General features: G+C 69.3%; 21 protein-coding genes. 12 read left to right on the top strand and 9 right to left on the bottom strand.

All coding sequences use genetic code 11. From position 1 onward, the window contains the following. The first annotated feature begins 14 nt into the window (after positions 1-14). The gene (locus ACLEQD_RS01555; RefSeq protein ID WP_410381184.1) at positions 15-3,380 is read left to right on the top strand and encodes a protein kinase domain-containing protein; all 3,366 of its coding nucleotides are present in this window, start codon (positions 15-17) and stop codon (positions 3,378-3,380) included. Between the two features lie 7 nt (positions 3,381-3,387). Here the strand turns inward: ACLEQD_RS01555 and ACLEQD_RS01550 are convergent, their stop codons facing one another. From ACLEQD_RS01550 to ACLEQD_RS01540, 3 genes are read right to left on the bottom strand one after another with little or no spacing between them, the layout of a single operon-like run. After that, positions 3,388-3,933 carry a DUF4347 domain-containing protein gene (locus tag ACLEQD_RS01550; RefSeq protein WP_410381182.1) on the bottom strand — a complete coding sequence of 182 codons (546 nt, stop codon included), beginning with the start codon at positions 3,931-3,933 and terminating at the stop codon, positions 3,388-3,390. A 19-nt stretch (positions 3,934-3,952) separates the two neighbouring features. Further along, a complete protein-coding gene (locus ACLEQD_RS01545) occupies positions 3,953-4,444 on the bottom strand; it encodes a hypothetical protein (protein WP_410381180.1) in 492 nt (163 codons plus the stop codon). Positions 4,445-4,494: 50 nt separating this feature from the next. Next, positions 4,495-5,985: a sigma 54-interacting transcriptional regulator gene (locus ACLEQD_RS01540; RefSeq protein WP_410381178.1), complete on the bottom strand. Its 1,491-nt coding sequence runs from the start codon at positions 5,983-5,985 to the stop codon at positions 4,495-4,497. Between the two features lie 388 nt (positions 5,986-6,373). Between ACLEQD_RS01540 and ACLEQD_RS01535 the strand changes: the two genes are divergently transcribed. Both ACLEQD_RS01535 and ACLEQD_RS01530 read left to right on the top strand, forming a co-directional pair. Then, positions 6,374-8,371 carry a hypothetical protein gene (locus ACLEQD_RS01535; protein WP_410381176.1) on the top strand — a complete coding sequence of 666 codons (1,998 nt, stop codon included), beginning with the start codon at positions 6,374-6,376 and terminating at the stop codon, positions 8,369-8,371. A 14-nt stretch (positions 8,372-8,385) separates the two neighbouring features. Next, positions 8,386-9,075, top strand: a complete 690-nt coding sequence (locus tag ACLEQD_RS01530; protein ID WP_410381174.1) for a hypothetical protein — start codon at positions 8,386-8,388, stop codon at positions 9,073-9,075. 169 nt (positions 9,076-9,244) lie between these two features. Here the strand turns inward: ACLEQD_RS01530 and ACLEQD_RS01525 are convergent, their stop codons facing one another. Beyond that, positions 9,245-10,837 (bottom strand): invertase recombinase-like protein, encoded by a 1,593-nt coding sequence (locus ACLEQD_RS01525; RefSeq protein ID WP_410381172.1) that lies wholly within the window; start codon positions 10,835-10,837, stop codon positions 9,245-9,247. Positions 10,838-11,097: 260 nt separating this feature from the next. On the opposite strand from ACLEQD_RS01525, the gene ACLEQD_RS01520 reads away from it, so the two are divergent. Together ACLEQD_RS01520 and ACLEQD_RS01515 are read left to right on the top strand one after the other, a co-directional pair. Next, positions 11,098-12,390, top strand: a complete 1,293-nt coding sequence (locus ACLEQD_RS01520) for an IPT/TIG domain-containing protein (RefSeq protein ID WP_410381171.1) — start codon at positions 11,098-11,100, stop codon at positions 12,388-12,390. Between the two features lie 6 nt (positions 12,391-12,396). Further along, on the top strand, positions 12,397-12,531 hold the full coding sequence (locus ACLEQD_RS01515) for a hypothetical protein (protein ID WP_410381169.1): 135 nt from the start codon (positions 12,397-12,399) through the stop codon (positions 12,529-12,531). Here ACLEQD_RS01515 and ACLEQD_RS01510 read toward each other — a convergent pair. Then, positions 12,509-12,724 (bottom strand): hypothetical protein, encoded by a 216-nt coding sequence (locus ACLEQD_RS01510; protein ID WP_410381167.1) that lies wholly within the window; start codon positions 12,722-12,724, stop codon positions 12,509-12,511. The genes ACLEQD_RS01515 and ACLEQD_RS01510 overlap by 23 nt on opposite strands. 6 nt (positions 12,725-12,730) lie before the next feature. Between ACLEQD_RS01510 and ACLEQD_RS01505 the strand changes: the two genes are divergently transcribed. Beyond that, positions 12,731-13,297, top strand: a complete 567-nt coding sequence (locus ACLEQD_RS01505) for a GFA family protein (RefSeq protein ID WP_410381165.1) — start codon at positions 12,731-12,733, stop codon at positions 13,295-13,297. A gap of 406 nt (positions 13,298-13,703) precedes the next feature. On the opposite strand, the gene ACLEQD_RS01500 is transcribed toward ACLEQD_RS01505, so the two are convergent. The 3 genes from ACLEQD_RS01500 to ACLEQD_RS01490 are packed head-to-tail and all read right to left on the bottom strand — an operon-like array spanning position 13,704 to position 18,793. Beyond that, positions 13,704-16,757: an immunoglobulin-like domain-containing protein gene (locus ACLEQD_RS01500; RefSeq protein ID WP_410381163.1), complete on the bottom strand. Its 3,054-nt coding sequence runs from the start codon at positions 16,755-16,757 to the stop codon at positions 13,704-13,706. Continuing rightward, entirely contained in the window at positions 16,654-18,030 is a 1,377-nt protein-coding gene (locus tag ACLEQD_RS01495; RefSeq protein ID WP_410381161.1) for an ELWxxDGT repeat protein, read from the bottom strand. The genes ACLEQD_RS01500 and ACLEQD_RS01495 overlap by 104 nt, the downstream gene beginning before the upstream one ends. Continuing rightward, the gene (locus ACLEQD_RS01490; protein WP_410381159.1) at positions 17,933-18,793 is read right to left on the bottom strand and encodes an ELWxxDGT repeat protein; all 861 of its coding nucleotides are present in this window, start codon (positions 18,791-18,793) and stop codon (positions 17,933-17,935) included. The genes ACLEQD_RS01495 and ACLEQD_RS01490 overlap by 98 nt, the downstream gene beginning before the upstream one ends. A gap of 540 nt (positions 18,794-19,333) precedes the next feature. Between ACLEQD_RS01490 and ACLEQD_RS01485 the strand changes: the two genes are divergently transcribed. Then, positions 19,334-19,627, top strand: a complete 294-nt coding sequence (locus tag ACLEQD_RS01485; RefSeq protein WP_410381157.1) for a hypothetical protein — start codon at positions 19,334-19,336, stop codon at positions 19,625-19,627. Positions 19,628-19,646: 19 nt separating this feature from the next. Then, entirely contained in the window at positions 19,647-19,967 is a 321-nt protein-coding gene (locus tag ACLEQD_RS01480) for a hypothetical protein (protein WP_410381155.1), read from the top strand. A gap of 50 nt (positions 19,968-20,017) precedes the next feature. On the opposite strand, the gene ACLEQD_RS01475 is transcribed toward ACLEQD_RS01480, so the two are convergent. Further along, a complete protein-coding gene (locus ACLEQD_RS01475) occupies positions 20,018-20,800 on the bottom strand; it encodes a hypothetical protein (protein ID WP_410381153.1) in 783 nt (260 codons plus the stop codon). A 242-nt stretch (positions 20,801-21,042) separates the two neighbouring features. Between ACLEQD_RS01475 and ACLEQD_RS01470 the strand changes: the two genes are divergently transcribed. Genes ACLEQD_RS01470 through ACLEQD_RS01455 form a run of 4 tightly spaced genes read left to right on the top strand, consistent with a single transcriptional unit; the run spans position 21,043 to position 25,978 of the window. Beyond that, a complete protein-coding gene (locus ACLEQD_RS01470; RefSeq protein ID WP_410381150.1) occupies positions 21,043-21,453 on the top strand; it encodes a hypothetical protein in 411 nt (136 codons plus the stop codon). A gap of 57 nt (positions 21,454-21,510) precedes the next feature. Further along, complete coding sequence (locus tag ACLEQD_RS01465; protein ID WP_410381148.1) at positions 21,511-23,349, top strand: hypothetical protein; 1,839 nt, start codon at positions 21,511-21,513, stop codon at positions 23,347-23,349. Further along, positions 23,349-24,386 carry a hypothetical protein gene (locus tag ACLEQD_RS01460; protein ID WP_410381146.1) on the top strand — a complete coding sequence of 346 codons (1,038 nt, stop codon included), beginning with the start codon at positions 23,349-23,351 and terminating at the stop codon, positions 24,384-24,386. Before ACLEQD_RS01465 ends, ACLEQD_RS01460 begins: the two co-directional genes overlap by 1 nt. Positions 24,387-24,397: 11 nt before the next feature. Continuing rightward, positions 24,398-25,978 (top strand): DUF1501 domain-containing protein, encoded by a 1,581-nt coding sequence (locus ACLEQD_RS01455; protein WP_410381144.1) that lies wholly within the window; start codon positions 24,398-24,400, stop codon positions 25,976-25,978. Positions 25,979-26,032 lie beyond the last annotated feature (54 nt).

The raw sequence follows: 26,032 nt of genomic DNA, 5'->3' as shown, positions 1-26,032 counted from the left end.
ACACTCGCGGTCCGATGCCAGGGGAACCTGCCGCGCCGTCCCTTTCGGGGCCTGGCGCCATCGAGGTGGGCAGCCAGGTGGATGGCTTCCGCATCGTGCGTTTCCTCGCGGAAGGAGCGATGGGCGAAGTCTTCCTCGCGCAGGACGAGGAGCTGGGTCGGCGGGTGGCGCTGAAGTTCCTCAAGGTGGAGCTGCTCGGGGAGGAGCACGCGGAGCGGCTCATGGACGAGGCGCGCACCACCGCGCGCTTCAGCCACCCCCACATCGTCACGGTGCACGCGGTGGGCCGGCATCACGGACGCCCGTACCTGGCGCTGGAGTACGTGGATGGCGAGTCGCTCCGGGAGCGGCTCGCCCGCGAGGCTCCCGGCCTCCATGAGTCGCTGCGCATCTGCCGCGCCATCGCGGAGGCCATCGCCGAGGCACACCAGCACGGCATCATCCACGCGGACCTCAAGCCGGAGAACATCCTCATCCCCAGGGACGGCCGGGTGCGGGTCGTGGACTTCGGACTGGCGCGCGACGCGGGCGGTGAGCAGGGCGCCGCGTCCGGCACGCCGGCGTACATGGCGCCAGAGCGCTGGCGGGGCGTCCCCCCTTCGCCCGCCATGGACCTCTGGTCCCTGGGCATCATCGCGTGCGAGCTGCTGGAGGGACGGCGCCCGCTCGACGACGTGCAGCTCGCCACCTTCGCCTTCACGCCGAAACCCCTGGCCCTTTCCCCCCGGCTGCGCGGATTGCCAGGGGGAGACGTGCTGGAGCGCTGCCTCGCGCTGGAGCCCGAGGCCCGCCCCACCGCGAGGGAAGTGGCCCAGGCGCTGTCGGAGGCCCTCAGCCCTGAATCACTCCGTCTGGCGGACCGGGCGCCCTTCCGCGGCCTGCGTCCGTTCACCGAGGCCGACGCAGGGGACTACTTCGGCCGGGAGCTGGAGCTCGATGGCTTCGTCGAGCGCCTGCGCCATGAACCCCTGGTGCCATTGATTGGCCCCTCGGGGATTGGCAAGAGCTCCTTCCTCCATGCGGGCGTGTTCGCGCGGTACCGGCAGATGGAGCGCTGGACGGTGCTGCACGCCCGGCCTGGTCCCACGCCGTTGACCCGGCTCGCCGCCCTGCTGGGGACGGGGCGGGAGGGAGAGCCCTCCGTCAGCGCCGTCGCGAAGGCGCTCGCGAACCGCCCCGGCGAGGTCGTGCGTCTGCTGCGGCGGCTCTGCCATGAGACGGGCGGCGGCGTGCTGCTGGCGCTGGATGCGTTCGAGGAGGTCTTCACGCTCGCCTCGCCCGACGAGGCCGCGCGGGTCGCCGCGTGCCTGAGGGCCGCTGCCTCCGTGGAGGAACCCTGGCGCATCGTCCTGGTGCTGCGGGATGACTACCTGGGACAGTACTCGCGGCTGGAGCCGCTGCGGCCCTCGCTGGGCGCCGCGTTCGCGCTCGCCAGGCTGACGCCCGCGGCCCTGAGGGAGGCCATCACGGGCCCCCTGCGGCGCGTGGGCTATTCGGTCGACTCGCCTTCGCTGGTACCGCGGCTGGTGGAAGAGGTGGAGGCCCAGCCCGCCGGGCTGCCCTTGCTCCAGTTCGTCTGCATGGCGCTGTGGGAGCGGCGGGACGTCGACTCGCGCCTGTTGCGCGCTTCCGACTACGAGGCCCTGGGCGGTGCGGGAGGCGCGCTGGCCTCGCATGCGCAGCAGTTCCTGCAACAGCTTCCCGCGGAGGAGGTTCGCGCGGCGCGCATCCTCCTGCTGCGCCTGGTTACCGCGGAGGGCACGCGCCGGCCCCGCCCCCTGGCCGAGCTGCTGGAGGGGCTTACGGACTCCGCGCCGGGCGTGCTGGAGAAGCTCCACGCCAACCGGCTGGTGGTGACGACCCGGGACCCCCAGACGGACGAGGCGCTGGTGGAACTGGCCCACGAATCGCTCGCGACCACCTGGCCCGCGTTGACGCGCTGGGTGGCGGAGACGCGCGAAGAACGGATGCTGGTGCAGCAGCTGGAAGAGGCGTCACGGCTCTGGGACCAGCGGGGCCGGCCGGATGGGGAGACCTGGGCGGACGAGCCCTTGCGGCAGGCCCTGCGCCGGGTGGAGGCCTGGAACATCGCCTTGCCCACGCGCTCGCGGACCTTCCTGGAGGAGGGCCAGCGGCGGGCCCGGGCCCTGGCTCGCCGCCGCCGGTGGTTGTGGAGTGGCTTCATCAGCCTGCTGGTCGGGGTCTCCATCGCCGCGGTGCTCGCGGCGCTGGCCTTCCGGAAGAACCAGCTCGAAGCGGTCCGCCAGCAGGCCACCATCCGCCTGGCCTCGGCGGACATCGGTGAGTTCGACCTCGTCCTGGAGTCCCATGACTTCGATCCAATGGAGCAGCGCTGGACGAAGGCCTCGCGGTCCGACGTGGCGGGCTGGCGTCTGGCGCCCGTCCAGGGAGACACGAAGGCCGAGGAGGCGGTGCCCTACCGGGCGCCGGACCTCCAGCGGCGGCAGCTTCGCCGCGAGCCGGACGGGACCCTGCGCGAGCGCGTGGAGGCTCCCTCCCGGCCGGCGTGGCTGGTGGTGGAGCGTGAGGGCTGCGGCCCGTCCATCCTCCGGTTGGAGCGGCTCCCCGGTCACCGGGAGCGCGTCCCCCTCCAGGAGATTCGCCTCCCCATTCCGACGTGCGAGGCCTCGCGTGTCGGATTGGTTCCCGTCGCGGCGGGGCCCTTCTGGTGCCCGGAGGACGACGACACGCGCGAGCCGGAGCGGCTCATCGATGTGGCGGGCTTCGCCATGGACCAGACCGAGGTCACCAACGGTCAGTTCCGCCTCTTCGAGGAGGGCGTGCTCCGGCGGACGCCGTATGTGCGGGAGCTTCCACCGCAGCATCCCATCTTCTCGCGCTCGCTGGAGCTGGCGAGTCCGGTGACCGGACTGGACGCGTACTCCGCGGAGGCGTTCTGCCGCTACCTGGGAAAGGCCCTGCCGACCGCGGACGAGTGGCGCAAGGGCTTCCGGGGCGGCTTGACGCTCGACGCGGAGGGCCGGCGCGTCAATCCGGCGCCGAAGCGGAAGACCGTCTGGCGGGTGGCCAGGAAGCATCCGCCCGCGAACCTCCTGGGGCAAGACCCGTACCCGGGGGTCGCGCCCGTGGGCTCCTTCCCTGAAGACCAGAGCCCGTATGGCCTGCTCGACATGGCCGGCAACGTCGCGGAGTGGACCGAGACGACGGCCATGCAAGGGGACTTCCAGAACCTGCGAAGCCTCATGGGAGGCAGGTGGGATGCCCCCGTGGATCAAGGACACCACGAGGTCACCTGGACCAACCACCTGCCTCCCCGGCGGTTTGAGTTCGGGATCGGGATGCGCTGCGTGGAGCGTCCCCGTGCTCGCTCATCCCAGGCGCGGCCCGGGGAGCGCTGACGCGTCGCTACCCTGGCTGGCGATGCCGTGGCGGTTCCGCCAGCGAGGTGGCTGCCTCCTGGACGTCGGAAGAAAGCAATAGACCCCGGTAGGTATCCACCAGCCCCGTCTGGCCAAAGTGCCAGGGATGGAGGACGTCGGTGGAGACGGCGATCTTCTGCTGCAGGACCTTCCGGACGGCACTGAACATCCGAAGCCCCGTGTCCTCCGTGCCCGTCAGGCAGCCCAGGAACCGGACCGTGGCGTCGGGAGGGAGCAGCTCGTTGAGCTCGCGGATCACGTCGGACTCGATTTTACCGTCGTCGATGAGCACTTCATCGCCCAGCTTGAAATAGCCCGGGCGGCCGTGTCCCACGAGGTCGAGGACCGACACTTCAGGCCGTTCATCGGGGCCTCGGGGCTTGCTGTTCTTGATGGCCAGGCGCAGTCCGTTTCCATCCTGGCACCTGACGAATTTGTGTTCGTCGGACTGATTGTTCGCCGCGGAAGCGACCTCCTCGAACATGGGGTGGATGAGCCGAGGATAGGAGATGACGGTGAGGTGGATTCCCATGGGCGTTCGCGCTGGAAGCCTAGCCGAACAGGGGCGAGAGCAGGTCCGAGAGGCGATCCCGGAGCTGCTTGTCTTCAATCTGCTCCAGGATGGACTTGAGCTGGTTCTTGTCTCCACCGCCGATGGGCCACTTCCCTCCGCCCTCCACGAAACTACGCAGGTTCACGCCGACGGTCTTGCTTTGGCTTGCCACCCACGCAGGCGACAGCAGGAGGAAGCCGTAAGGTGCTTCCTTCGTGGCGAACTGGACGGTCGAAGGCAGTCCCGACCACGCGAACTTGTAGTCATCCTTGAGGTCGACGCGGAACGGCCCGAGCTGTTCATCCCGCGCGAAGCGGAAGGTCAGGATGTCCTGCTTCTTTTCGAGGTTCGTGGTCCGGCTCTCGAACTTGACCTTGAACGCGTCGTAGAGCACCAAGCCCTTGAACCACCAGGCGCGCAGCTCGTCTGGGTGCTTTTTCGTCGAGATGTCCGCCTGGTAGTAGTCCAGCGTCGAGCGGGTGTCATCCATGATGTGCCTCGTGTCAGACCGCGTGTGGTAATGCGTGAAGGACCAACGCCTTACTCCCGCGTCAGTCCGAAGGTCTTGATCAGGTTGTAGACATGCGAGCGGGTGAGGTCGAGCTGACGGGCCACCTCGCTCACGTTCCAATCGGAGGTCTTCAATTCGCGCCGCAGCAGGTCCCGCTGGAACAGGCGCGTTGCCTCATGGAAGGACAGGGGACCCTCCTGCTGGGCCCGGGCACCGTCTGTCAGATGGCGTGGCTCGACGTTCATGGCGCCTTCCGCGCTCGCGCGGATGAGGGCCGCCTCCAGCCGGTGCCGGAGCTGCCGGACGTTGCCGGGCCACTCCGCTGCCTCGCAGGCCGCGTGGAGGTTGGGGGAGGCCCTGAGCGCCGGCAGCCCATGCTCCTCCGACAGTCGCTCCAGCAGCTGCTCCACCAGGCATCCCAGGTCCTCCCGCCGCCCGGTGAGGCTTGGCATGCGCAGCGTGAAGACATTCAGCCGGTAGAAGAGGTCCTCGCGAAACCGCCGCTCCGCCACCTGTTGTTCCAGCTCCGCGTTGGTGGCGGCGATGACGCGGACGTTCGCCTTCGCCAGCCGGGAACTCGCCAGGGCGTAATATTGCTTGGACTGGAGCAGCTGCAGCAGCTTGCCCTGGGCCGCCAGCGGAATCTCCGCGATCTCATCCAGGAACAGCGTGCCGCCCTCCGCCGCCTCCACCTTGCCCACCGTGCGCCGCGCGCCTGGGAAGGCCCCGGGCAGTGACCCGAAGAGCTCGCTCTCGATGAGCCCCTCGGGAATGGCCGCGCAGTTGATCTCCACGAAGGGGCCGCCGCGCCGCTTGCTGTTGTCGTGGATGGCCTGCGCGAGCTGGGTCTTCCCCGTGCCGGAGGCACCGGTGATGAGGATGGAGACATCCAGCGGCGCCGCCAGTGCCACCTGCTCGAAGACGTGAGCCATGGCGCGGCTGCGGCCCGCGATGGCCTCCAGCCGCAGCTTCTGCCGGAAGGGGAGGGTGGGGTCTTCCGCCTCCCGCCAGCTTCCGGAGCCCGCGCGCTGCACCGCCGTGCCGATGAAGCGCGCCACGGTCTCCGCCGCCTGGACCGCCTCCGGCGAGAAGGGCCCCGCGCCCCGCTGACCCTCGAGGTAGAGGACGCCCGGGCCGCTCCCGCTCAAGGGCACGCAGAGCACCGCCTCCAGCCGCTGCTCCTTGACGCTGCGGGCCCCGGAGAAGCGCGGGTCGAGCAATGCGAAGGGCGTATGCAGCGTCTGCCCCGAGGCGATCGCCGCCGCGACGATGCCACGCGAGGTGACCGCGCGGATGTCCTCCTCTTCGCTCGTCGAGCACCCATGGGCGAGGGACCACCGGCGGCCCCCGGCCGTCGCATCCTCATACAGCTCCAGATAGGCCCGCTCCGCCTGGGTCAGCTCCACCAGCGCCGTCAGCACGTCGCGCATGGGCTCGCTGGGCGACGTGGCCCCCAGGATGCGGAGCAGTTGGAGGTACAGGCCCCGCTCGCGGGTCAGGCGGATTTCCAGCTCGGTCATGCCCGAGACTCTAGAACCCTCTACAAGTGAGACAAATGGCCTCCTCGCGGCGTGCATGCCCTTGAGGAGAGCACGTTGCATGCCAGCCCCCGTCCCGGGCGGGCCGATAGAAACTGTCCACCGGGCTGGTCAGTTCCGGCGCGGGAGATTCAAGCCGATTGGACACCGCGAGGGCATGTCGCTGGGAGAACAGTCCTGGCACGAAGGGTGCTGAGTGATGGTTCGCCGCGCCGCCGTGGTTGGGGCCGCAGCGGGGGGGGCCTCGCCAGCGGCGGCGTTGGCGTTCGCTCCCTGCTCAAACCATCGTGGAGATTGGCAAATGCCTGTCCAGACACCCGTCGTTCGCAGACGTCTCCTCCATACCAGGGCCCTGGCGGCGCTGTGCGCCATGGGATGGCTGCTCACGGGGATGCCCGTGAATGCGGCGGAGCCTGTGCCCGCCGCCGACAGCGACGAAATGAAACTCCTCTGCACGGGTGTTGAGGTCGTTCCCCGCCTGGGCCTCCCGTCGGACCCGCGGTTCGTCATCAACAGGATGGGCGCGGTGAAGCTCGTCAGGGACGCGAAGCCCTTGATGGCGGTCGATCTGGGGGGCAATGACCGCTCGGCTTGGGTGCAGGTCGAGCGGGTCACTCCCAAGGGTGTGCGCCACCCTGTCGCCTGCGGTCCCGTCAACCACGGGTTGCGGTATCTGCTTCCCGATGCGGACGCGGCGACGGAGAAGGACCGTCTGGTGGTGCGCCTGTTCGACCTGGCCCGGGGAAGAGAGGAGCAGGCCCGGCTCCAATCGATTCGCGAGGAACGGGAGAAGGTCTTGCTCACGCCTGAGTTCGTTGAGCGTGAGCAGGCTGCGCTCCGGAACCTGGCGAATGTGGACGCGATCACGGATGCCGTGAAGCGGTTCGTGGTGTCGCCGACTCCCAAGGCCGACGTGGAGGCTTCCGTCGTGGGGGCGCTCACCGAAGCCGCGAGCGTCGTCGAACAGCTCCGGGCTGCCTGCCCGGATGGGAAATCCACCAGTTCGGGGCCCGCGCTGCTCAAGAAGATCTGCGAGGAGGAGCGAACGCTGGAGGTGAAATTGAAAGCCGTCTCCGAGGCGTTCAAACGCTATGACCAGGCGTTGAAGGACGACGCCTTCAAGGACTGGCGCAAGGAGTTCCGTGATGCGCTGCAGGTGGCCGCCAGGGACTTGAAACCTGGAGCGCAGGTCGAAGGGAAGGCATACGAGGAGCATTGCAAGCAGGTCGCGATGTTGAACTGGCTCCACTCCGACAAGGTTTCGCATCTGGTGGCCCAGGTCGAGCTGCCCATGGTGGAGGGTTCGCGAATCGTCGAGGCGTCGTACGGTGAAGGCGACTCCAAGCAGGATCTTCCCTCCGGGAGCAATGAGCCGCTCGCGGTGTTGCTGCACGACGTTGTTTCCGGAGCGGAGCTGGCTGTGGGCACGAGTCAAAGCCTCGCCGAGCCCAAAGGTCCCGCGGAGGCATTGGCGGGGGCGATCACCTTCCTGGCGAATGCCAAGATGCTGGGCGGGATTGCCCGGGCGCCTGCCGCTTCTCTGGGTGCACCCGCGAAATCGTCTCCTCAGCGACTCCTGGGTTTCAGCGCGGAGTGGCCTTCCCTCGTCTGTCCAGGCAAGCCGCAAGGCCCGCCCGCGAATGCTGGGCCGTCGGAAGGGAACGTGGAGGTCACGCTCAAGGTGGACGTGGGCGCGCCATCCCTTGCGCGCACGGGGACGCGCACCCTCATCGTGGAGCCGCTCGACAAAGGCTCGCGGCGTGAAATCTATGTGTGTGATGGCCAGCCCTGCGAGCCGTCGAAGGAGAACGCCAAGGTCCGGAATCGGGTGGTCTTGAATGCAGACCGTGAGGATACCCTCTCACTTCTGGTGGAACTGGCGGGAACGGCGGCCCTGGAGGGACAGGGGGGATTTACCACCCCGCGTTACGTGGCGCTGGGAAGCAGTGCTGGCCCGCAGAGGGTCTACGAGTTGAGAGGTGACTACCGCGCGCAGGATGTAGCCTCCATTTCGGTCATGCTCGGGGTGCGCTTGAGCCAAGACCTTTTGGTCGCACTGGGCCCCAGCCTGCTCGTGGGCACGTCAGGAGGGACGTTCTCGCAGGTCGGAGTTCGCCTGGGGATCAAGCTCACACACGGGGTGTTCTTCACCACGGGCCCCAGCCTGCGGTTCGTCCAGACGGCCACGAAGGAGGCCCCGCTGGGTTCCCGCATCGCCGTGGCGAACGCAGAGGAGCCCAAGGTGCCCGCTCCCCCCGGACTCGAATACCAGCCGAGATTGGGATGGTCAGTGGGGCTCGCGGTGGACACGTCAGCGTTGACGGATGCCGGCAAGTCGTTGCTGAAGACCGTGGGGGTGACGCAATGAAGGCGTTCTGTGGGGTGTGGCTGGCGCTGTGGGTCGTGGTGGCCGCATGCGGCGGGAACGAGACGGTGACAGGCTATGACGCGAACCCTGAAGCCGAGTTCGATCCGGGGCTGTCCCTCCATTTCCCGGACATGCAGCCCAACGGCGCCCTGCCGCTTCAATCCGGAGGGACGTTCAAGGTGCGGCTGGAGGCAGTGATTCCGCACCTGTGCGAGCCCATCTCCGCGACCGTGGAGCTGGTCACCGCGGCTGCTCCGGAAGGCGCGAAGGTCTCTGCCGTGGCGACGCTGAGCCCGCAGAGCCCATGTGACAATGTTGCCGGCGAGGTGGAGCTGGCCTGGCCCGAAGGCGGCGAGGTGCTCGTGCGGGCGACGCTCGCCGGGGCCACCCGGGAGCAACGCGTGAGCTTCGGTCCACGCGGTGTCCTGGAGCTCCGGGTCGATCCGGCTCAAGCGGTGCTGCCTGCCGCGGGCGAGGTGGTCGAAGTGACTGTCCTCGCGACGCTGGACGGCGTGTCCGCTCCAGGCATCCCCATCCGGGTGGAGGCCGTCCCGGCAACACAGGTCCTTCCGGCCGCGGGCGTCTCGGATGCGTACGGCACCTTCCGCGCCAGCATCCTGGTCCCCAAGGACACGCTGGGAATGCGCATCGACGCCATCGCCGGAAGTGTCCGGACTGGGGTTACCCTCCGCGTTGCACCCTGACCCGGACTGCCGTGCCCGCCCTCATGGACGGGCACGGAGGTGTCGGCCCCTGGGAACATGCGCGGGAGTGCAATTGCTCCGAACACTGCTCACGCGCTGCCTCGCGGGGACCAGGAGAAGCAGCGGCCGAGGCCCTGAAGCAGCTCGAATGAGCGCCCGGAAGCAGCAGTTAGTCCTTCGTGCAGACGACGTCGTCGACCTGGAGGTGGTCGCGGTCGGCGACGCTGCGGCTCGGGTAGAAGAGCAGGCGCCAGTCATGCACGTTGCCGGTGAAGCGGAAGAAGACCGGCTGCCACTCATCGCTGTCGACGGCGATGAAGTCCGTCTGCGGGCTCCAGCCGGCGCTCGAATAGAGGCGGTGGCGGATGGTGCCGTGGCCCCGCACCCGGTACGAACAGGAGTAGTTGCCGGTCGGCACGTTGAACTTCTCCAGCGAGAAGCGCTCCGCGACCTGGATGGGGACCACGAACTGCAGCGCCGCCGAGCCGCCGTGCACCGCGCTCGTGTAGCGCATGAGCCGCGAGGGCTTGAGCTCCGTGCCCGGGTCCGTGATGCCGTTGTCCAGGCCGTACCAGAAGTCAGGGACGAAGTTGTTCCCGTAGTAGGGGATGGGGCGGGTGCTCCAGCTCTCGAAGCCACCATTGTGGATGATGTTCGCGGAGTGGTCGGCCGCGACGCAGCGCCTGGTGGCCGGGTCGCAGGCGGGCAGGGCGCCAAGGCAGTCGTAGGTCGTGAAGCAGGCCCCTTCGGCCAGCTCGCACACGCCCGTCGTGGGATTGCAGCTCGTCGCGGGGTTGCTGCACGTCACGCCAGCGCAAGGGTCGCCCTCGACGCAGAGGTGCGTGGCGGTGTCGCAGACAGGCGTCTCCGGAGTCCCCGCGCAGTCCGCATGGCGCACGCAGCGACCCTCCGCGGTCACGCACGTGTGGGTCGCATCGCAGGTCTGCCACGCGTTGCAGTCCGTGGCGTCGTCGCAGCGGCCGGAGAGCGGCTGGCAGGTCGCGGTGGCGTTGTCGCAACGCGCCCAGACCTCGCAGCTGACCTGATCACAAGGCTCCGGGGCCCGGACGCAGCGGACGTCGTCGATGAGCACATGCTCGCCGCTGGTGTTCCGGACGCTGAAGATGAGCTCGAACGTCTCGTAGACGGCGTTGGCGACGTTGAAGGTATACGCCACCCGGGTCCACGTCTGGGGGGTCACGGAGGTGTAAGACGAGTAGCTGGAGTAGGCCGTGCCAAAGAAGGCGTTGCGGACTTCGCCGGTCCCCCGAGCCTGGTAGCTGCAGGAGTAGCGGCCCGCGGGCATCGACTTCGCCACGGTGCTGAAGCGCCGGTGCGTGGAAGAGGTGTTGATCAACCGGACCGCGTTCACGCCCTCGAAGGACTGCGTCGTGACCTTCTGCACCTCATCGATGTTCGACGTGCTGCCGGACCACAGCGCCGGAAGCTCACCGGGCCACTCCTCGAAGCCCCCGTTGTCGATGACGTTCACGTCGGTGGACCCACCTGCGTCCGGCGTCCCGGAGCCCGCATCCGGAGTCTCCGTGCCGGCGTCGGGCGTCTCGGTGCCGGAGTCGGGCGTCCCGGAGTCCGCGTCAGGCTCCTCGGTGCCTGCGTCCGGTACGGGGCCGCCCGAATCCGGCGTCTCGACGCTCGCATCGGGCCGGGACTGCCCGGCATCCGGCGTCTCCGCTGGATTTGAATCACCGCACGCGACCACACACACCAGCAGGGAAGTCAGACACACTCGAAACAACGTCAACGCGAGCCTCCGGTTTCAGGACTGGATCTTTACTACCACACTGTTCCGGAGGCTTTCCCCTCCAGGGCCCTGCCGCCGGGCTCAGCCCCCGGCCCCGGTGTGGCCACCGCGAGGGGATGCGAGTCCTTCCTGGCATGCAGGGAGAATCCCTCCGGAGCGCCCCGACGGCGGGCGTGACCTCGCGCGCCTCGCTTTTCGCGCGGATGATCACTCTCGCCCTGTGGGGCCTGACAGGCTGTGTCGAGCAGCGGGACGCCGAGGTGCTCCCCGATCCCGGCACCTCCACCGCGAGCGCCTGCGAGGGCGTCGCCCCGCGCACGCTGGAGGAGGTCCATGCGGCGCACTTCGCCGCGGAGAGCCCCACGGGCTGCACCGCGGGGTGCCATGAGACCGGCGCGGGGGGCCTGACCTTCCGTGACGCCCACGAGCTGTGGCAGGCCACCGTGCAGCGGCCCTCGCTCGGCGACGCCTCGCTCCTGCTCGTGGAGCCCGGTCATCCGGAGCGCAGCCGCCTGTATCTCAAGCTGCGGCCGGACGCGCAGGGACGCATGCCCCAGGGCGGCCCCTTCCTGGATGCGGCCGCGCTGCAAGACGTGGCCGGGTGGATCTGCGCCGGTGCACCTGAGCCCTCCACCCTGGATGGAGGTCTGCCCGCCCGCCCGGTTCCCACGCTCGACACCCTCACGCCCTCCGCCGTGCAGGAGGGGGTGGGCGAGGTGGTGCTCTCCCTGGGCGGTGGTGGCTTCGTGGACGAAAGCCAGGTGGAGGTGGACGGCCTCGCCGTGCCCACGACCCATGACGGGCCGCAGCGGCTGGAGGTCCGTGTGGCGTCGTCGTTGACGGCGCGGGCCAGCACGCACCTGGTGCGCGTCGTCACCCCGGCGCCCGGAGGGGGCGCCAGCGCCAGCCTCACCTTCACCGTCACCGCGGCGGGCGTGGTGCTCCCCACGGTGTCCGCGCTGTCCCCCTGCGGCACGGTGGCGGGCTCGGGGGCGTTCACGCTCACCGTGCAGGGGATGAACTTCAAGGAGGGCGCGAGCCTCTCCTTCAACGGCACGGCGGTGGCGGCGACCTTCATCAACTCCAGCGAGCTGCGCGCCGCCATTCCCGCCGAGCTGGTGGCCGCCGCGCCCACCGGCAATGCCGCCACCGTCACGGTCGTCCACCCGGCACCGGGCCGGGAGACGTCCGCGCCCGTGACGTTCGGCGTGGCCAGCAAGGTGTCCACGCTGGCGTCGGACGTGCAGCCCATCTTCACGGCGACCTGCGCCACCAGCGGCTGTCACGCGACCGCCTCCACGCCGGTGAACCTCACCGCTGGCAACGCCTACAACGAGCTGGTCGGTGTCCCCACCAGCAGCAAGGGGTGTGGCCAGCGGCTGCGCGTGCAGGCTTGTGGCCCGCTGCGTGGACAGAGCTTCCTCATCGACAAGATCCTCGCGACCAACAGCAGCCCCGCGTGCTCCGGGGGCGCCATGCCCAAGGGAAGCCCCCTGTCGGCCGCGCAGAAGCAGGCCGTCATCGATTGGGTCGCACAGGGCGCACCCCGGTAGGGGGCCGTGCTCGAACTCTTCGGGCTGCCGTGGGGCATCCTCTTCTCCGGGCCCGGCGGCCTGTTCGAGCTGTTCCTCGGAGGCTGGCTCATCACCATCACCAGGGGGTTCCGGACGGTCACGCCCTCCGTCGCGGCGTAGCCGGCTTGCCGCGTGTGGCGATGCGCTTCCGGATCCGGCTCAGCGACTCGGGCTTCACGCGGATGTCGCTGGCCAGCTGGCAGGTCTTCACCCCCATGCTGTCCAGGATGGCCTGGGCCTCCTCGTCGGACAGAGGCGCGATGCGGCGGAAGGAGTCGACGAGCCTGTTCTTCACCCCGGCCCTCTGTCGCATGGCGGGATGCCTCCCCGTGGCACGTCCGCGACACCTCGTCCCGCGGCGGCCTGGGTTCTCCTTGCGAGCGGCCGGCTGTCGGTCCACGCTGGAGGGATGGAAAATCCTGCTGCTGAGTGGAAGCTGCCGTGGGACGGAGGGTGCCGCTGCGGAAGGGTCCGCCTGCGTGTCACGCTGCCGCCGCTGCTCGCCATGGCGTGTCACTGCACCGGCTGTCAGCGCATGAGCTCCAGTGCGTTCAGCCTGTCCCTGGCGGTGCCCACGCCCGGCTTCCAAATCCTCTCCGGAGAGCCGGTGGTGGGCGGGCTGCATGGGGCGTCGAAGCACATGTTCTGCGACTACTGCATGACGTGGATGTTCACGCGGCCCGAGGGCCTGGACAGCTTCGTGAACCTGCGGCCGACCATGCTCGACGACCGGAGCTGGTTCGTGCCGTTCATCGAGACCTACACGGACGAGAAGCTGCCCTGGGCGACGACGCCCGCGGTGCACTCCTACGCGACGCTGCCGGAGTGGTCCGCGTACGACGAGCTCGTCCGCGAGTTCGCCGCGAAGGGCGCGCGCCCCCGGTAACCGGCGCACCGCCATCCTCCCGGTCCGTCTCCATCTTCCGAGCATGCACGCTGGGCCCGGACGTGGAGACGCTGCGTGAAGGTAGCCCTGTTCCAGCTCTTCGCGGTGTCGGCCGTGGTGATTCGTGGACGAACCCCAGGCCTGGTGCGCCGGCGGCAGCGGACGGAGGAAGAGGAGAGCGCCACCAGGCGCCTCATGCGCAAGAAGGTGGAGCAGCCCCTTCCGCCACGGGAGCGCACCGAGCCCGCCGAGCCGCCGCAGCGAGGGGAGCAGGAATGGCCGGAGTTTCGCGTCCGGTCGCGGGACATGAGAAGGCCGCCCGCGGAAGGAAGAGGTCCTTCCCCCGCGGACGGCCCTGGACAGCGGAGGCTCACGAGGCCGCGGCTGGCGGCCCCGAGCACAGCTCCTACTCGGAGACGTACACCCGGCCGATGAACTCGCCCGTGTTACCGGCGGCGTCCGTGGCCGTGATGATGACGTCGTTGTAGCCCGTATCCGCCACACGCACGGAGTGGGTGACGGTGTTCGTCCCCTCGCCCACGCTGGACTGCTCCACCCAGTTGGTGGACACCGTCGAGGGCGACGCATCCGTCACCTCGCTGGTGATGTCCACCCAGACGGAGGGCTGGGCCTCGTCCGGAAGGGGCGAGAGGATCCGGATGGCCGGCGCGGTGCGATCCACGGTGACGAGGCGCGTCTGCGACACCACCCCGCCCTGGGCGTCGATGGCCGTGAGTACGATGGTGTACGTGCCCTCCTCCAGCGTCAGGAAGTGCACCGCGTGCCCGCCCGCCACTTCCGGCTCCACCGGGATGGGCGCCCCATCGTTGACGGTGAAGTACGCGAAGATGATGGGCGCGCCGCTCGGACCCGGCAGGATGTAGCCGCACGCCTTGAGCTGCTCATCGCGCGTGTAGCGGGGCATGTTGCACATGGTCATGTCCGGCGGCGAAGCCGACGGATCCGTCACGTAGATGGTGCTGCCGCAGCTCACCGACTGCCCCCCGAAGTCCGTGGCCGTGTAGGTCACGGGCGTGGCGCCGGGCGCGTAGAGCTGGGTGGGGGGACCGGTCACGGAAGCCACTGCGCACGCATCCGTCGCATGGGCCGCGGCGGGCGTCACCACCGCCCCTTCCGAAGACGGAGCCTCCACGATCAACGGCCCCGGGCAGACGATGGAAGGAGCCTGGGTGTCCACCACCGTCACCTCGCGGTTGGCCGAGGCGCTGAGCCCCACCCCGTCCGTCGCGGTGTAACCGATGTTGTAGACGCCTACCGTGCCGACATCGACCGAGCCGGAGCGGACGAGGCTGGCGGTCAGGTCACCCGCGCAGACGTCCGACGCGGTGGCGCCGGGGTCGGCGTACGCGCCGCCGTTGCACTCGAGGCTCTGCGACGCGGACCCCACCAGGGCCACCGTGGGAGCCAGGGTGTCCTGCACGCTGACGGTGCGCGAGGCGCTCGCGGCGTTGCCGGAGGGATCCGTCACGCCGTAGTGCACGGTGTAGCTGCCCGGGCGCGAGGTGTCGACGGTGCTGGACGCCACGACCGCGCCCGAGAGGTTGCCCACACACGCATCCGCGGCCGTGGCCCCCGCCTCGTGGTACGTGCCGACATTGCACTCCAGGGTGGCGGTGACCGGGTTCGGCGTGACGACCGGAGCCTGGGTGTCACGGACCACGACCGCGCTGGTGCAGGACGCGCCGTTGCCCGAGCTGTCCGTCGCGGTGTGCGTCACGACGTGGGTTCCCAGCGGATAGAAGGCCGGCGAGGGGCTGTTCACCGACGGCGTGCCACAGTTGTCGCTGGCGCTCGCCCTGCCGGTGTCCACGTTCGCGCCACCGCCCACGCACTCCGCCTGCTGGTTCGCGGGGCAACTGAGCACCGGCGCGCTGCTGTCCACCACCCGGACGCTGGCGGTGCAGCTGCTGGACAGCCCCGTCTGGTCCACGCACGTCAGCGTGACGGAGGTGGTCCCCAGGCCGAAGGGGCCCGCGGGCGACTGGGTGCAGCCCACCAGGTCGCCGTCCGGATCCGAGGACCCGTTGTTGACGTTGCCGGAGACGCCGCAGGTGGCGCCCGCGTCCAGCACCAGGTCGCGGCACACCGCCGTGGGCGGCCGCTTCGTCTGGGTCCAGTCCTTGAGGGCGAGGTTCGACAGCGCCACCTCCCCGCTGTTCTTCACGAACGAGGACTGCACCTGGTCCCGTCCCACGCCGCCGCTGCCCACGTAGGTGAAGCTGGCGTGGCCCGTGCTGTCCGTCGCGGCCTGGCCGGTGCGGCCGGCGTTCGGGCCGGCGTTGATGAGGAAGGACACCATCCGGTTGACCAGGGGACGGCCCAGGTCATCCTGCAGGGTGGCCGTCACCGTGTGGGACTGGCCCACGTCGCTCGTCGCCAGCGTAGGCCCGAGCACGATGCCCTCGCCGACGATGGCGACCGCCGAGCGCAGCGACAAGGCGGCGAAGAAGATGTTGTCGTCGTTCGAGGCGTTGAAGGTGTTGATGGCGATCTGCGTGGCACCGTGGCTCACGAAGGGCAGCACGTTGTACAGCTCGTCGTCGATGCGGGGACCCGGGCCCGTGACGAAGGGCGAGGGGTTGTCGTTGGTGTCATCCAGGCCGCCCACCGTCAGGAGCGCGCCGTTGGCGGAAGCCCCGTCATCCTGCCCGCCCGCCACGGACGTCAACCGCTGGCTGTTGACGTCCACCGTGCTGCGCTGCTGCTCGTTCAAAGAGCCAATCTGGCTGCCGTACGAGATGCCCAGCGACAGGTCCAGGGCCAGCTTCGGGTCGTTCTTGTTGAGGGGCTCCGAGAGGGAGATGTTGAACGTGTCACCCGTGGTGTTCTGGGCCCCGAAGAGCAGGATGGCCGTGTTGACGGTGGTTTCGCTCGGGTTGTCGAAGATGACGGTGAGGACCTCACCTTCGACTCGCGACGTGGCGGCCTCGGAGATGGTGAAGGACACGCGGCCCGCGGGAGCGGCGTCGAGCTTCCCCTTCACCAGGGACGTCACGTCCGCCCAGTGGTTCCACGAGCTGATGCTGTTGGCGATGCTGGTGCTCCAGGCCACGGCCTGGGAGTCGATGCGAACGTCCGTGTTGCCGAGCCTGTACCCCGAGAAGCCCGTGCTCGCCGCCGCCAGGTAGGCGCGGCGCACGGTGGCGCCCGCAGAGGGCTTGTCTGCCTGCACGACGCCGCTGGGCCCGTTGGTCCCCAGCCCGTCGATGGAGAGGGTGATGAAGCCCGACTCGGTGACCTTCAGCACGTTCAAGGCGGAAGCGGAGACCCGCTCCTGCCGGAGCTGGCGGGCCTCCGGCTTGAATCCCGGAGGCCTCGTGCCAGGCAGGGCCTCCTCATGAGGTGCGGCCTCCACCGGGGAGGCGCCTCCCGTGGTGGCCTGGGCGCTTTCTTCCGCCGTGGGCGCTCCACAGGCCGTCACCCACAGGCCGAGCGCCACGGTTCCTATCCATCGGCTGAGACTGCTTTGCATGGTGTTTCTCCTGAACGTCGGTGAACGTCACTTGAGCCGCGTGAAGCGAAGGCAAGGCAATGGCCCGCCAGCACGGGCGCCTGGATGCGCGCCCGTGGATGACGAAGCCTCGGTCTGGGAGGACGGGCCGGAGAGGCCGCGTCAGGGGGGAACGGGGTTCAGCCCGGCGTACGGAGGCTTCGCGCCGCCTGCGGCGCAGCAGGGCCGCCAGGGACACCACCAACCACCCGGTGGCCTCCGCCGCGCTCCCCGTGCGGCAGCCGCATCCGGATGCGTCCTCCGTCGCCTGGGACACGACGCGCACCGGGAAGGAACAGCTCGCGCTGTTGCCCGACGCATCGCTGGCGGTGAGCTCGACGGAGGTCTGGCCCACGGGAAGCGTGCTTCCGGAAGGAGGGCTGTAGCTCAGCGTTACCGTGGAGACGGCATCCGTCGCCTGCGCGGCGCCGTACTCGACGGCGCCCCCCTTGTCGCCGGAAGCGACGACCTCCTGTGCGGGCGGGCACGTCACCTGGGGCGGGGTGGTGTCACGCACCTTCACCACGAAGGAGCAGGTCTCGGTGTTTCCCGCGGCATCCGTGGCGGTGACTACGACGGCCGAGTCCCCCAGCGGAAACACGGCGCCGCTGGCGAGGCTGTAGCCAAGCTGGGGGGGCGTGCCGCTGTCATCGCCGCCTTGCGCGGGAGCATAGGAGACCCGGGCCCCGCTCGCGGCGGTGGCCTCCGCCGTCACGTCGCTGGCGCAGACCACCGTGGGAGGAGCGCAATCGCCGAAGCTGGCGGCGGGGACCGTGAACAGCTCATCGCCCTGCGTCCCGTTGGTGGCGCGGAAGTAGACGGAGCTCCCCACCAGGCTCAAGACCCGTGCGTCCGAGCCCGTGGCCCCGGGCGCCAGGTCCGCCACCAGCCGGGTGCCGGCCTCGGTCCCGTCGCTGCTCCAGGGCTCGGCGCCGTGCGTCCCGTCGTCCGCCACGAAGAGCAGTACCGGCCCCACCCGGGTCAGCGTGGAGCTCCCGGAGCTGTCGGCGCCGGCGCGCAGGTCCTTCACGAGCGTGGTGCCGGTGGCCGTGCCGTCGCTCCGCCACAGCTCGCGGCCGTGGGCGCCATCATTCGCCACGAAGTAGAGCCAGTCCCCATGGCCGTCAGCTGCGCGGGGAGCGCGTCGCTTCCCCCGTGCGGACGTCTCGGACGAGCGTGGTCCCCTCCGGGGTGCCGTCGCTCTTCCACAGCTCCTGACCATGCATGGGGTCGCTCATGCTGAAGAAGAGCGTGCTGCCCACCGCCTTGAGTTGCTCCGGGGATGAGTGGGAGACGGCGGAGGGAGGCTCGATGCGGCGGCTGCCATCGGCGAGGCCATCACTCCGCCAGAGACCTGACCCGTGGGTGCCGTCATCCGCGACGAGGTAGAGCCCCCCGGCAAGGGCCGTCAGCTCCGAGGGGAAGGAGGACTCGGGGCCCGGGCGGAAGTCCTTGACGAGCGAGGTCCCTGCCGCCGTGCCGTCGCTCTTCCACAACTCATAGCCTGACACCCCGTCCTCGGCGGCGAAGAAGAGGGTGTTGCCCACGGACGTCAGCGACGTCGGCTGTGCGCCGTTGCTCCCAGGAAAGACATCCTTGACGAGCGTCGTGCCCGCGGCGGAGCCGTCGCTCTTCCACAGCTCGAAGCCCGACACGCCGTCGTCCGCCACGAAGTAAAGACTGTCACCCAGGGCCAGGAGGCTGGTGGGCAGGCTGGAGCCCCCGCCCGGGACGATGTCCTTGACGAGCGTGGTGCCCGCCGCCGTGCCATCGCTCTTCCACAGCTCAAGCCCGTTCGTGCCGTTGTCCGCGATGAAGAAGAGCGTGCGGCCCACCCCCGTGAGTTGGGAGGGCGAGGAGCCATTGGCGCCAGGAAGGATGTCCTTGACGAGCGTGGTCCCGGTGGAGGTGCCGTCACTCCGCCAGAGTTCGACGCCACTGACACCGTCGTCGGCGACGAAGAACACGGCATCGCCGACGGTCACGCCCGCCTCCGGGGTGCTCCCCATCGCTCCGGGGGCGATGTCCTTGAGCAACGAGGGCGGACGACACTCGGGAGCGGGAGTACCCGCAGCAGAGGGAGCACCGACCGACAGCAGTCCCAGCAACAGCGGTACACACCTGCTCTGCCCCAGCAGCGTCCGGTTTGACATTCCATCCCCCCATGACAGCCAGTCCTGGCCACCGGTTCGAGTCAACGGGTGGGGGACGGCGAAGAAGAGGGGCCCCGGCAGCATCCAACCCAACAAATGGGGCCCGTATTACTAGCGTATCGTTCTTTAAAAATACACGATCAGTCAACTCCTGTCAGGGCTCTCACGCGATTTTTCCCGTCTGGCAATGCTGGGTCTGGGTACACCCAGATCGGCAATCGTTGTCACCGGCTACCTGGGTCGTGATTGACGGATGAGCGCCAGGGATTGGCCAGGCCGCGCGGCAAGCACTGCTCAGACTGGGGGTGCGTGGAGGCGTCCCACCCATCCCCAGGCAGTTACCTGCGTGCGGGGAGTGCGGCCGACACGCGGGTGCGACCGAAGGGCCGGCGGCTCACGGAGAACGGGCAACAGCGCGCGGTGGAGCTCTGGGATTCGGCGGCTGAAGGCAACGCCGTCGTGGTCCAGGCCCTGCTGGGCCAGGAGGGCCTGGAAGCCAGCGTGCGCACCGTGCAACGCGCGGTGGAGAGGAGCCGGCGCCAGGTGCACGCAGCGCAGGTGTGCACGGTGCGCTTCGAGACGAAGCCAGGGCGGCAGATGACATCAACCCGCCGGCCCCAAGGCGTAGTCATCCCGGCTGCTCAGCCGAGGCGACAACTTTCCTGACACAGGGGGCTTCCGAGACGTGAAGGACCTCAAGTTTGGCATGGGCCTCAAGCAGGTGCGCGTGAAGACACCGGACCGCAGAGACCGACTGCTGCTCATTTCCGCCCTGGCACAGGTGCTGCTGACGCTGCTGGGCGCCGCGGGCGAGGCGCTCGGCCATGACAAGCACCTGAAGGTAAATACCGTGAAGAAGCGGACTCACTCGCTCTTCACTCAAGGCGCCTACTCCTTCATGGCCATGCCACGCATGCGCGATGAACGTCTACTCCCGCTGGTGGAGCGGTTTGGTCAGTTGGTACGCGAGCACGCCGTGTTCCGCGAAGCCTTCGGGCTTATCTGATTCAGATGAGGGGATGCCTCAGCCTCGGAATGCCACGGCGTTTGAACGGCCTACTGCTTCGTGCCCGTGAAGACGTTGTGGGTGGGCGTGTAATACTCCCGGTAGGGACCGGGCTGGCCCCCGACGGGATAGCAGCCCTGATATAGCACCGTGGTCCAGTCCAGGGTCAGGTGCTGCCCGGCGTCCCAGCTCCCCGTGCCCGTCTCGCCCGTGACTTCGTCCCCGATGAAGTAGTGGCGGCTGCAGTACTTGTCGTGGACCGAGGTGGGCCCCGTGATGGGCTGGAAGCGCAGCGAGTCATCCGCCAGGACGTCCACGACGACCCACTCCGTGAACTGGGGGATGCCATGGATGCGGATCTGGGTGTCGCTGACCGCCTCGACCGTGAGGGTGAGCGAGGACGTGCCCGGGGTGGTGGTGGTCCCCGACGTGGTCTCGTAGGCGTCCTCTCCCACGTAGGTGCCTGCGAGCAGCGCCGTGGCCGGAGCCCGCTTCACGGTCAGGGTGAAGACCGTGGACTTCGACGCGTCCGCCACGGACGCCGCCTGGACGGTCACCTCCATCTCCTGACGGGCGAACGGGGCCGTGTAGACGACGGACTCACCCGTGGTCGCGGAGAGCGACCCCTCCCCGGACAGGATGCTCCAGCGCACCTCTGAAGAATAGGTGCCGGTCCCGCTCACGGATGCCGTCAGCACGAGGGTGCCCTCCGATGCCACCAAGGACTCACCCGACACGGCCACGTCGGTGACCGTGGCCCCGGTCTGCGGACCGTCTCCACACGCCGTCATTGAAAAGACCGCCAGCAGCAACACGAGACGCAAGGACCGCATACTGACCTCCGGGATGGGTTCAGATGCGCCGGAACCTAACACAGTGAATCCGAGCGGCCGGCAGGACGTTCCAATCCGCAACCTTCACGCCAATCCGGTCATGCCGCGCCTCCGTTCCGCGCGACCTGCCATGCAGTGCCAGCGACGCCGGCCGTGCGTGAGAGGGATTGCAGCCGGGTCTGGGCACTCAGAGCTGTCGCCCAAGGCCGTCCCGCGGCTTGTTTGAATAGCGCAAGCGGTGGGTGGTGGCCTGTCTCCGGGCGCGATCCGCGGGGTACGGCGCGCGCTTCAAGCACTCGGGCGATGACGCATCACGCGCGCTCGACGTCCTGGCCGCCAGGGACGGGTGTGTCGAACACCTGGGGGCGCGAGCGGGCGGGTGGCGCTGCTCGGCCGTGCTCGTGTCCACCGTGAACCTGTCTCGAGTTCCCCGCCGCCCGCGGCCGGCCTCCACGCGCCTGAGGGCACTTCACGGCGCGAACGACAACCTCTTCGCGCCGGAGCGAGCCAGACGGGAAATCGAAGCGTGCTTCGGCAGCGGCGCGCTCGCGAGCGCGTGGAGCATCTTCGATGGCGAGGGCCATCACTTCCACCGCCCGCGCTCCTGGGCCCAGGTCCATGCGGCCACCGTGTCTCTGCTGGATCCGTTCTGAGCCCGGATCGCGCTTCCTGTCTCATGGAGTCATGCGCCCGGTGTATTGTTCGTGCATATGCACTGGCACTTGCACCTGAAGCGCGCGGCCCTGCTGGCTGTGCTCTTCGCGGCGTCCGGGCTCACCGGAGTCGACGCGCACGCACAACAATGTGGCCCCGAAGCACCGCCCCCCGCCGTCCCGCTCAATGACCAGATGAGCGGCACGCGGGTCTTGCGCCGCCTCGTCCTCGGTCTCACGGGGACGACGCCCACCGTCGAGCAGTACGAGGCGATGGCGGCCGCGACCACGCCCGAGGCGCGGGAATCCATCCTGCGCTCCACGCTCGAGGCCGCGCTCGGCTCGCCGAAGTTCTACGAGCGGATGGTGAACTTCGGCCACGAGTGGCTCGCGGTGGGCGCATACACCACCGGCGCGGCGGGTGACGCCTACCAGGGCGACATGTCCGGCCACCTCTTCAAGTGCGACGCCAACACCGCGCACGCGGGCGCGTACTACGCCGTGCACGAGTTCGGCGATTCGAAGGACCCGGCCAGGCAGTGCCAGGACCAGGACGCCGACGGCAACCCCGCCGTGCCCGAGGTGCACCAGGTGGAGCCCTGGTGGGCGCCGGGCACCACCGTCACCGTGCTCGGCAAGGCCGGCTCCGACGTCACCCAGGTCACCGACAGCAAGGGCCAGCCGGTCGACTGCGGCCTCGCGAACGGCGGCTACTACGACCCCATGCTGCCCCCCGCGTGCGGCTGCGGCCCGAACCTGGTGTGGTGCAGCCCGCTCTACGGCCTCCAGGGCAAGAGCAACCACGACTTCGGCATGCAGCGCCGGCACCCCTACGAGGAGCCCGCGCGCCTCTTCGCGCACCTCGCGTGGCACGACCGGCCGCTCTCGGACCTCATCCTCGGGAACTACTCGGTCGGCACCAACTGGCTGCGCGCGCTGTACGTGCGCTTCGGCCGGCAGATGGGCACCAGCGCGCTGGACCAGAACACCACGTGGTGGCGTCCCGACGCGGACAACGCGCCGCGCGACCCGCTGCACCCCACGCCGAATGATCCGCAGGCGTGGCGCGAGTTCGTGGTCGAGGACCTGGAGCCCTTCCACCTCGCGCTCACCCCGAACCGGGCGCGCTCCGGCAGCATCGACCGCACCTACCGCTTCGACCCGCGCACCACGACCGACGCGCCCCAGGGCCTCCCCACCGCGGGCGTGCTCACCATGATCGGCTCGCTGTCGTCCTTCCCGCGCGAGCGCGTCCGGGCCGCGCGCTTCCTCGAGATGTTCGCCTGCCAGAGCTTCTCGCCACCGCCCGCGGACGTGCACTTCCCGCCCCTGGAGGTGGACCCCGGCACCGGCGGCACGTGCCTGCACTGCCACCGGACGCTCGACCCCGCGGCCATCTCCTTCAAGCGCTGGGACTTCAACCCGGCCCAGAGCTTCTACGTCCCGTGGCCCTTCATGCCGGGCGTGGGCCGCTACCGCGTCACCCAGGAGTGGCTGTCCGGGCAGTACCCGTACACCGGCACCTCGCCGGGCTACCGCTGGAAGAACGCGTTCGTCCCCAACACCCTCCTCACGCCCGTCACCCCCGAGCAGGTGAAGGCCAACCCCGAGGCGGTGCTGCTCGACACGATGCCCGACACGTACACGCTGCTCGGCGAGCACGGCGACGGCACCATGGGCCCGCTCGGCTTCGGGAAGCTCGTCGTGCGCTCCGGCGAGTTCGACCGCTGCGTCGCGCGCAAGATGTATTCGATGTTCATCGGCCGCGACCTGAACCCGGCCACGGAGAAGGGCTTCATCGACAAGCTCGCGCGGGAGTTCGTCGCGGGTGACCGGAAGCTGAGACCCTTCATCCGCTACCTCTTCGAACAGCCCGAGCTGCGGAGGGGCCTGTGATGAACACCTTGCGTTCGACCCTGATGGGCGCCGCGGTCGCGCTCCTCGCCGTGAGCTGCGTCGGGAAGATCTGGGACGCTCCCGGTGACTTGCCGGAGGACCCGGGCGGCGACAGCTGCGCGGCCGTGAGCAAGAACGACGAGATCCGTCTCGCGCTCGCGCCCGCGTGCCAGGGCTGCCACCTCACCGGCAACAAGCCCTTCTTCGCCTCGCTCACCGCCTTCGAGAGCGGGCTCGTCTACAACGAGAAGTACGTGAAGCGCGGCGACCCCGGGAACAGCATGCTCATCCAGCTGCTGAACGGCGTGGCCCCCGGCAGCTATCCCCAGATGCCGCCCGGGCAGCCGTACAACGAGCTCATCAGCAGCGGCCGCGTCACGCTGACCATCGCGCAGGTGGAGGACTGGATCCGGAACCTGCCGGCCACGCCCGCGCAACTGGAGGCCCCCGTGGCGGAGGAGTTCAGCGTCCGCCGGCTCACCGCCGAGGAGATGATCATCAGCCTGATGGATCAGCTCGGGCTCACCCTCGAGGACTTCGTCAGCACCACCGACCCCAACTGGCGCAACAAGCCGTACGTGGCGAACGGCGGCAAGTTCTTCATCTGGCCCGGGGACTGGGCCCCCGGCATCTCGGGCGAGTACGTCTCCGACTCGCGCAGCGTCGAGCGCTTCGAGGCGCTCGGCGGCGGCAATTCGCTCCTGTACCGCAAGCGGGACGTGAGCTTCGGTCCGTCCGCCGCGCAGACGCTGGTGCAGATGTCCCAGGCGTGGTGCGCGCGCGCCGTGGACAAGAAGAGCAACCCGGCGGTGCTGCGCTACGTGACGCTCGCCGACACCTCCAAGAGCAACCCGGACGCGGTGCGGAAGAACCTGCGCTCGCTCTCCCTGCGCATGCTCGGCCAGCCGCCCTCGGACGCGGAGGCCCAGGCGCTGTACGAGCAGGTCTACCTGCCGCTGGAGGCGCAGAACACGCGCCTCGCCTGGATTGGCGTCTGCGCGGCGCTCATCCGTCACCCGATGTGGATCACCTACTGAGCGAGGACACCATGCCGAACACCTCTCGTCGCACCCTGCTCAAGTGGGCCCTCGGCGCGGGACAGCTCGCGCTCCTCGAGCGTGCGGGGCTCCTCGGTTCGAGCACCGCGCACGCCGCGGACGTCGACGTCCCCTCGCGCCTCGTGGTGCTCTACATCCCCGGCGGCTACCGGCCGGCGTACTACTTCACCCCGATGGAGGACGCGGACATCCCGCTCTGCGTCCCCACGCCCTCCAACTACAGCGGCGAGCCCGTCTTCTTCCAGGCGAGCCAGCTGGTGAGCCTCGCGCCTCCGAACGGCTCCTACAAGCCGCTGCGGACGTGGCAGTCGTGGAACCCCGCCGACCCGGCCGCGCGCGGCAGCTACAGCCCGCTCATGTACGGCTACACGCACTTCGCGCTGGCGGATCAGCTCAGCGTGCTGCACGGCATCGACCAGGGCACCAACGACCACTCGAGCGCGTTCATCTCCTCGATGTGCGGTGTCGCGGGCGCGGACTACCGGGCGCCCGCCGTGCACTCGGTCATCGCGAACCACCTGTACGAGAAGTACCGCGAGAGCCGGCCGCTGCCCTTCGTCGTCGTCACCGGAGAGCGCGGCATGCCGGTGGGCATGGGGCTGCCCTCCCACGCCTCGCCCCTGCGCGTGCCGTCCATCGAGGCGCTCAAGCCGATGCTCTCGGCGAAGCCCTCGGACAACCCGTGGTGGACGGGGCTCGACGCGCGCACCGAGGCGCCCGAGCTGGACGCGCGCGGGCAGCCCACCGGGGGCACCCTGAAGACGACGGCCATCGAGCGCTTCTCGCTGACGCGCGCCCAGCAGCTCCTGGGCCGCTCGACGGCGAAGGTGGACAACTACCTGGAGGGGCTGCACGGCTCGCTGTCGTCGGTGTCGCGCGTGCTCGCGACGGACGTCGTGTCCGTGCTGGAGAAGACCCAGGGCATCGAGCTGATGACCTCGAACCGCCCCGCGTACCTGTCGAGCTACCTCTCCAACCAGTCGTTCACGTACAGCTTCGGCCTCGCGAACTTCCACCTCACGGGGCTCGACCCGCGCATGGACCTGGCGCTGCGCCTGCTCAAGGCGGACCTCTGCACCTCGGTGCACGTCTCGCTGCAGCAGGACTTCGACACGCACAACGGCCTGGGCCATGGCTACAGCTGCGCGCACGGCCGCGGGATGATGGACAACGTCGCGCGCTTCCTCGGCGAGCTCAAGGCCGCGCCCGCGCCCGGCAAGCCTGGCAAGACGCTGCTCGACGACACGCTCGTGCTGGTGATGAGCGAGTTCGGCCGGAGCTGGGCCTCGCGGAGCAGCGACGGCAGCTACTACCTGCCGGACGATCATCACCCCTACACGTCCATCTGCTTCGCGGGCGGGAACGTGGCGGGGAACCGGCAGGTGGGCTCGTACACCCCGCGCGGGCTCGGCGTCCCGGTGGACATCATCGAGGAGAACGGCCAGGCCTCGAAGCGCGTGCCCCGCTCCGCGGACGCGGTGACGACCGCGCTGCGCATCCTGGGCATGGAGACGCACGAGTTCTTCATCCCCGGCGGCTACGGCGAGGTCATGGGGCTCCGCAAGGCGTAGTCCCGACCGGGCGAGTGGATGGCCCAGGGGGCAGGGAAGGCACCCTGGGCGTTA

This window comes from Corallococcus sp. 4LFB, assembly GCF_046520365.1.
GTDB classification, from domain to species: domain Bacteria; phylum Myxococcota; class Myxococcia; order Myxococcales; family Myxococcaceae; genus Corallococcus; species Corallococcus caeni.
Note: the sequence above shows the minus strand (reverse complement) of the source record. Positions and strands in the feature narration are given on the sequence as shown.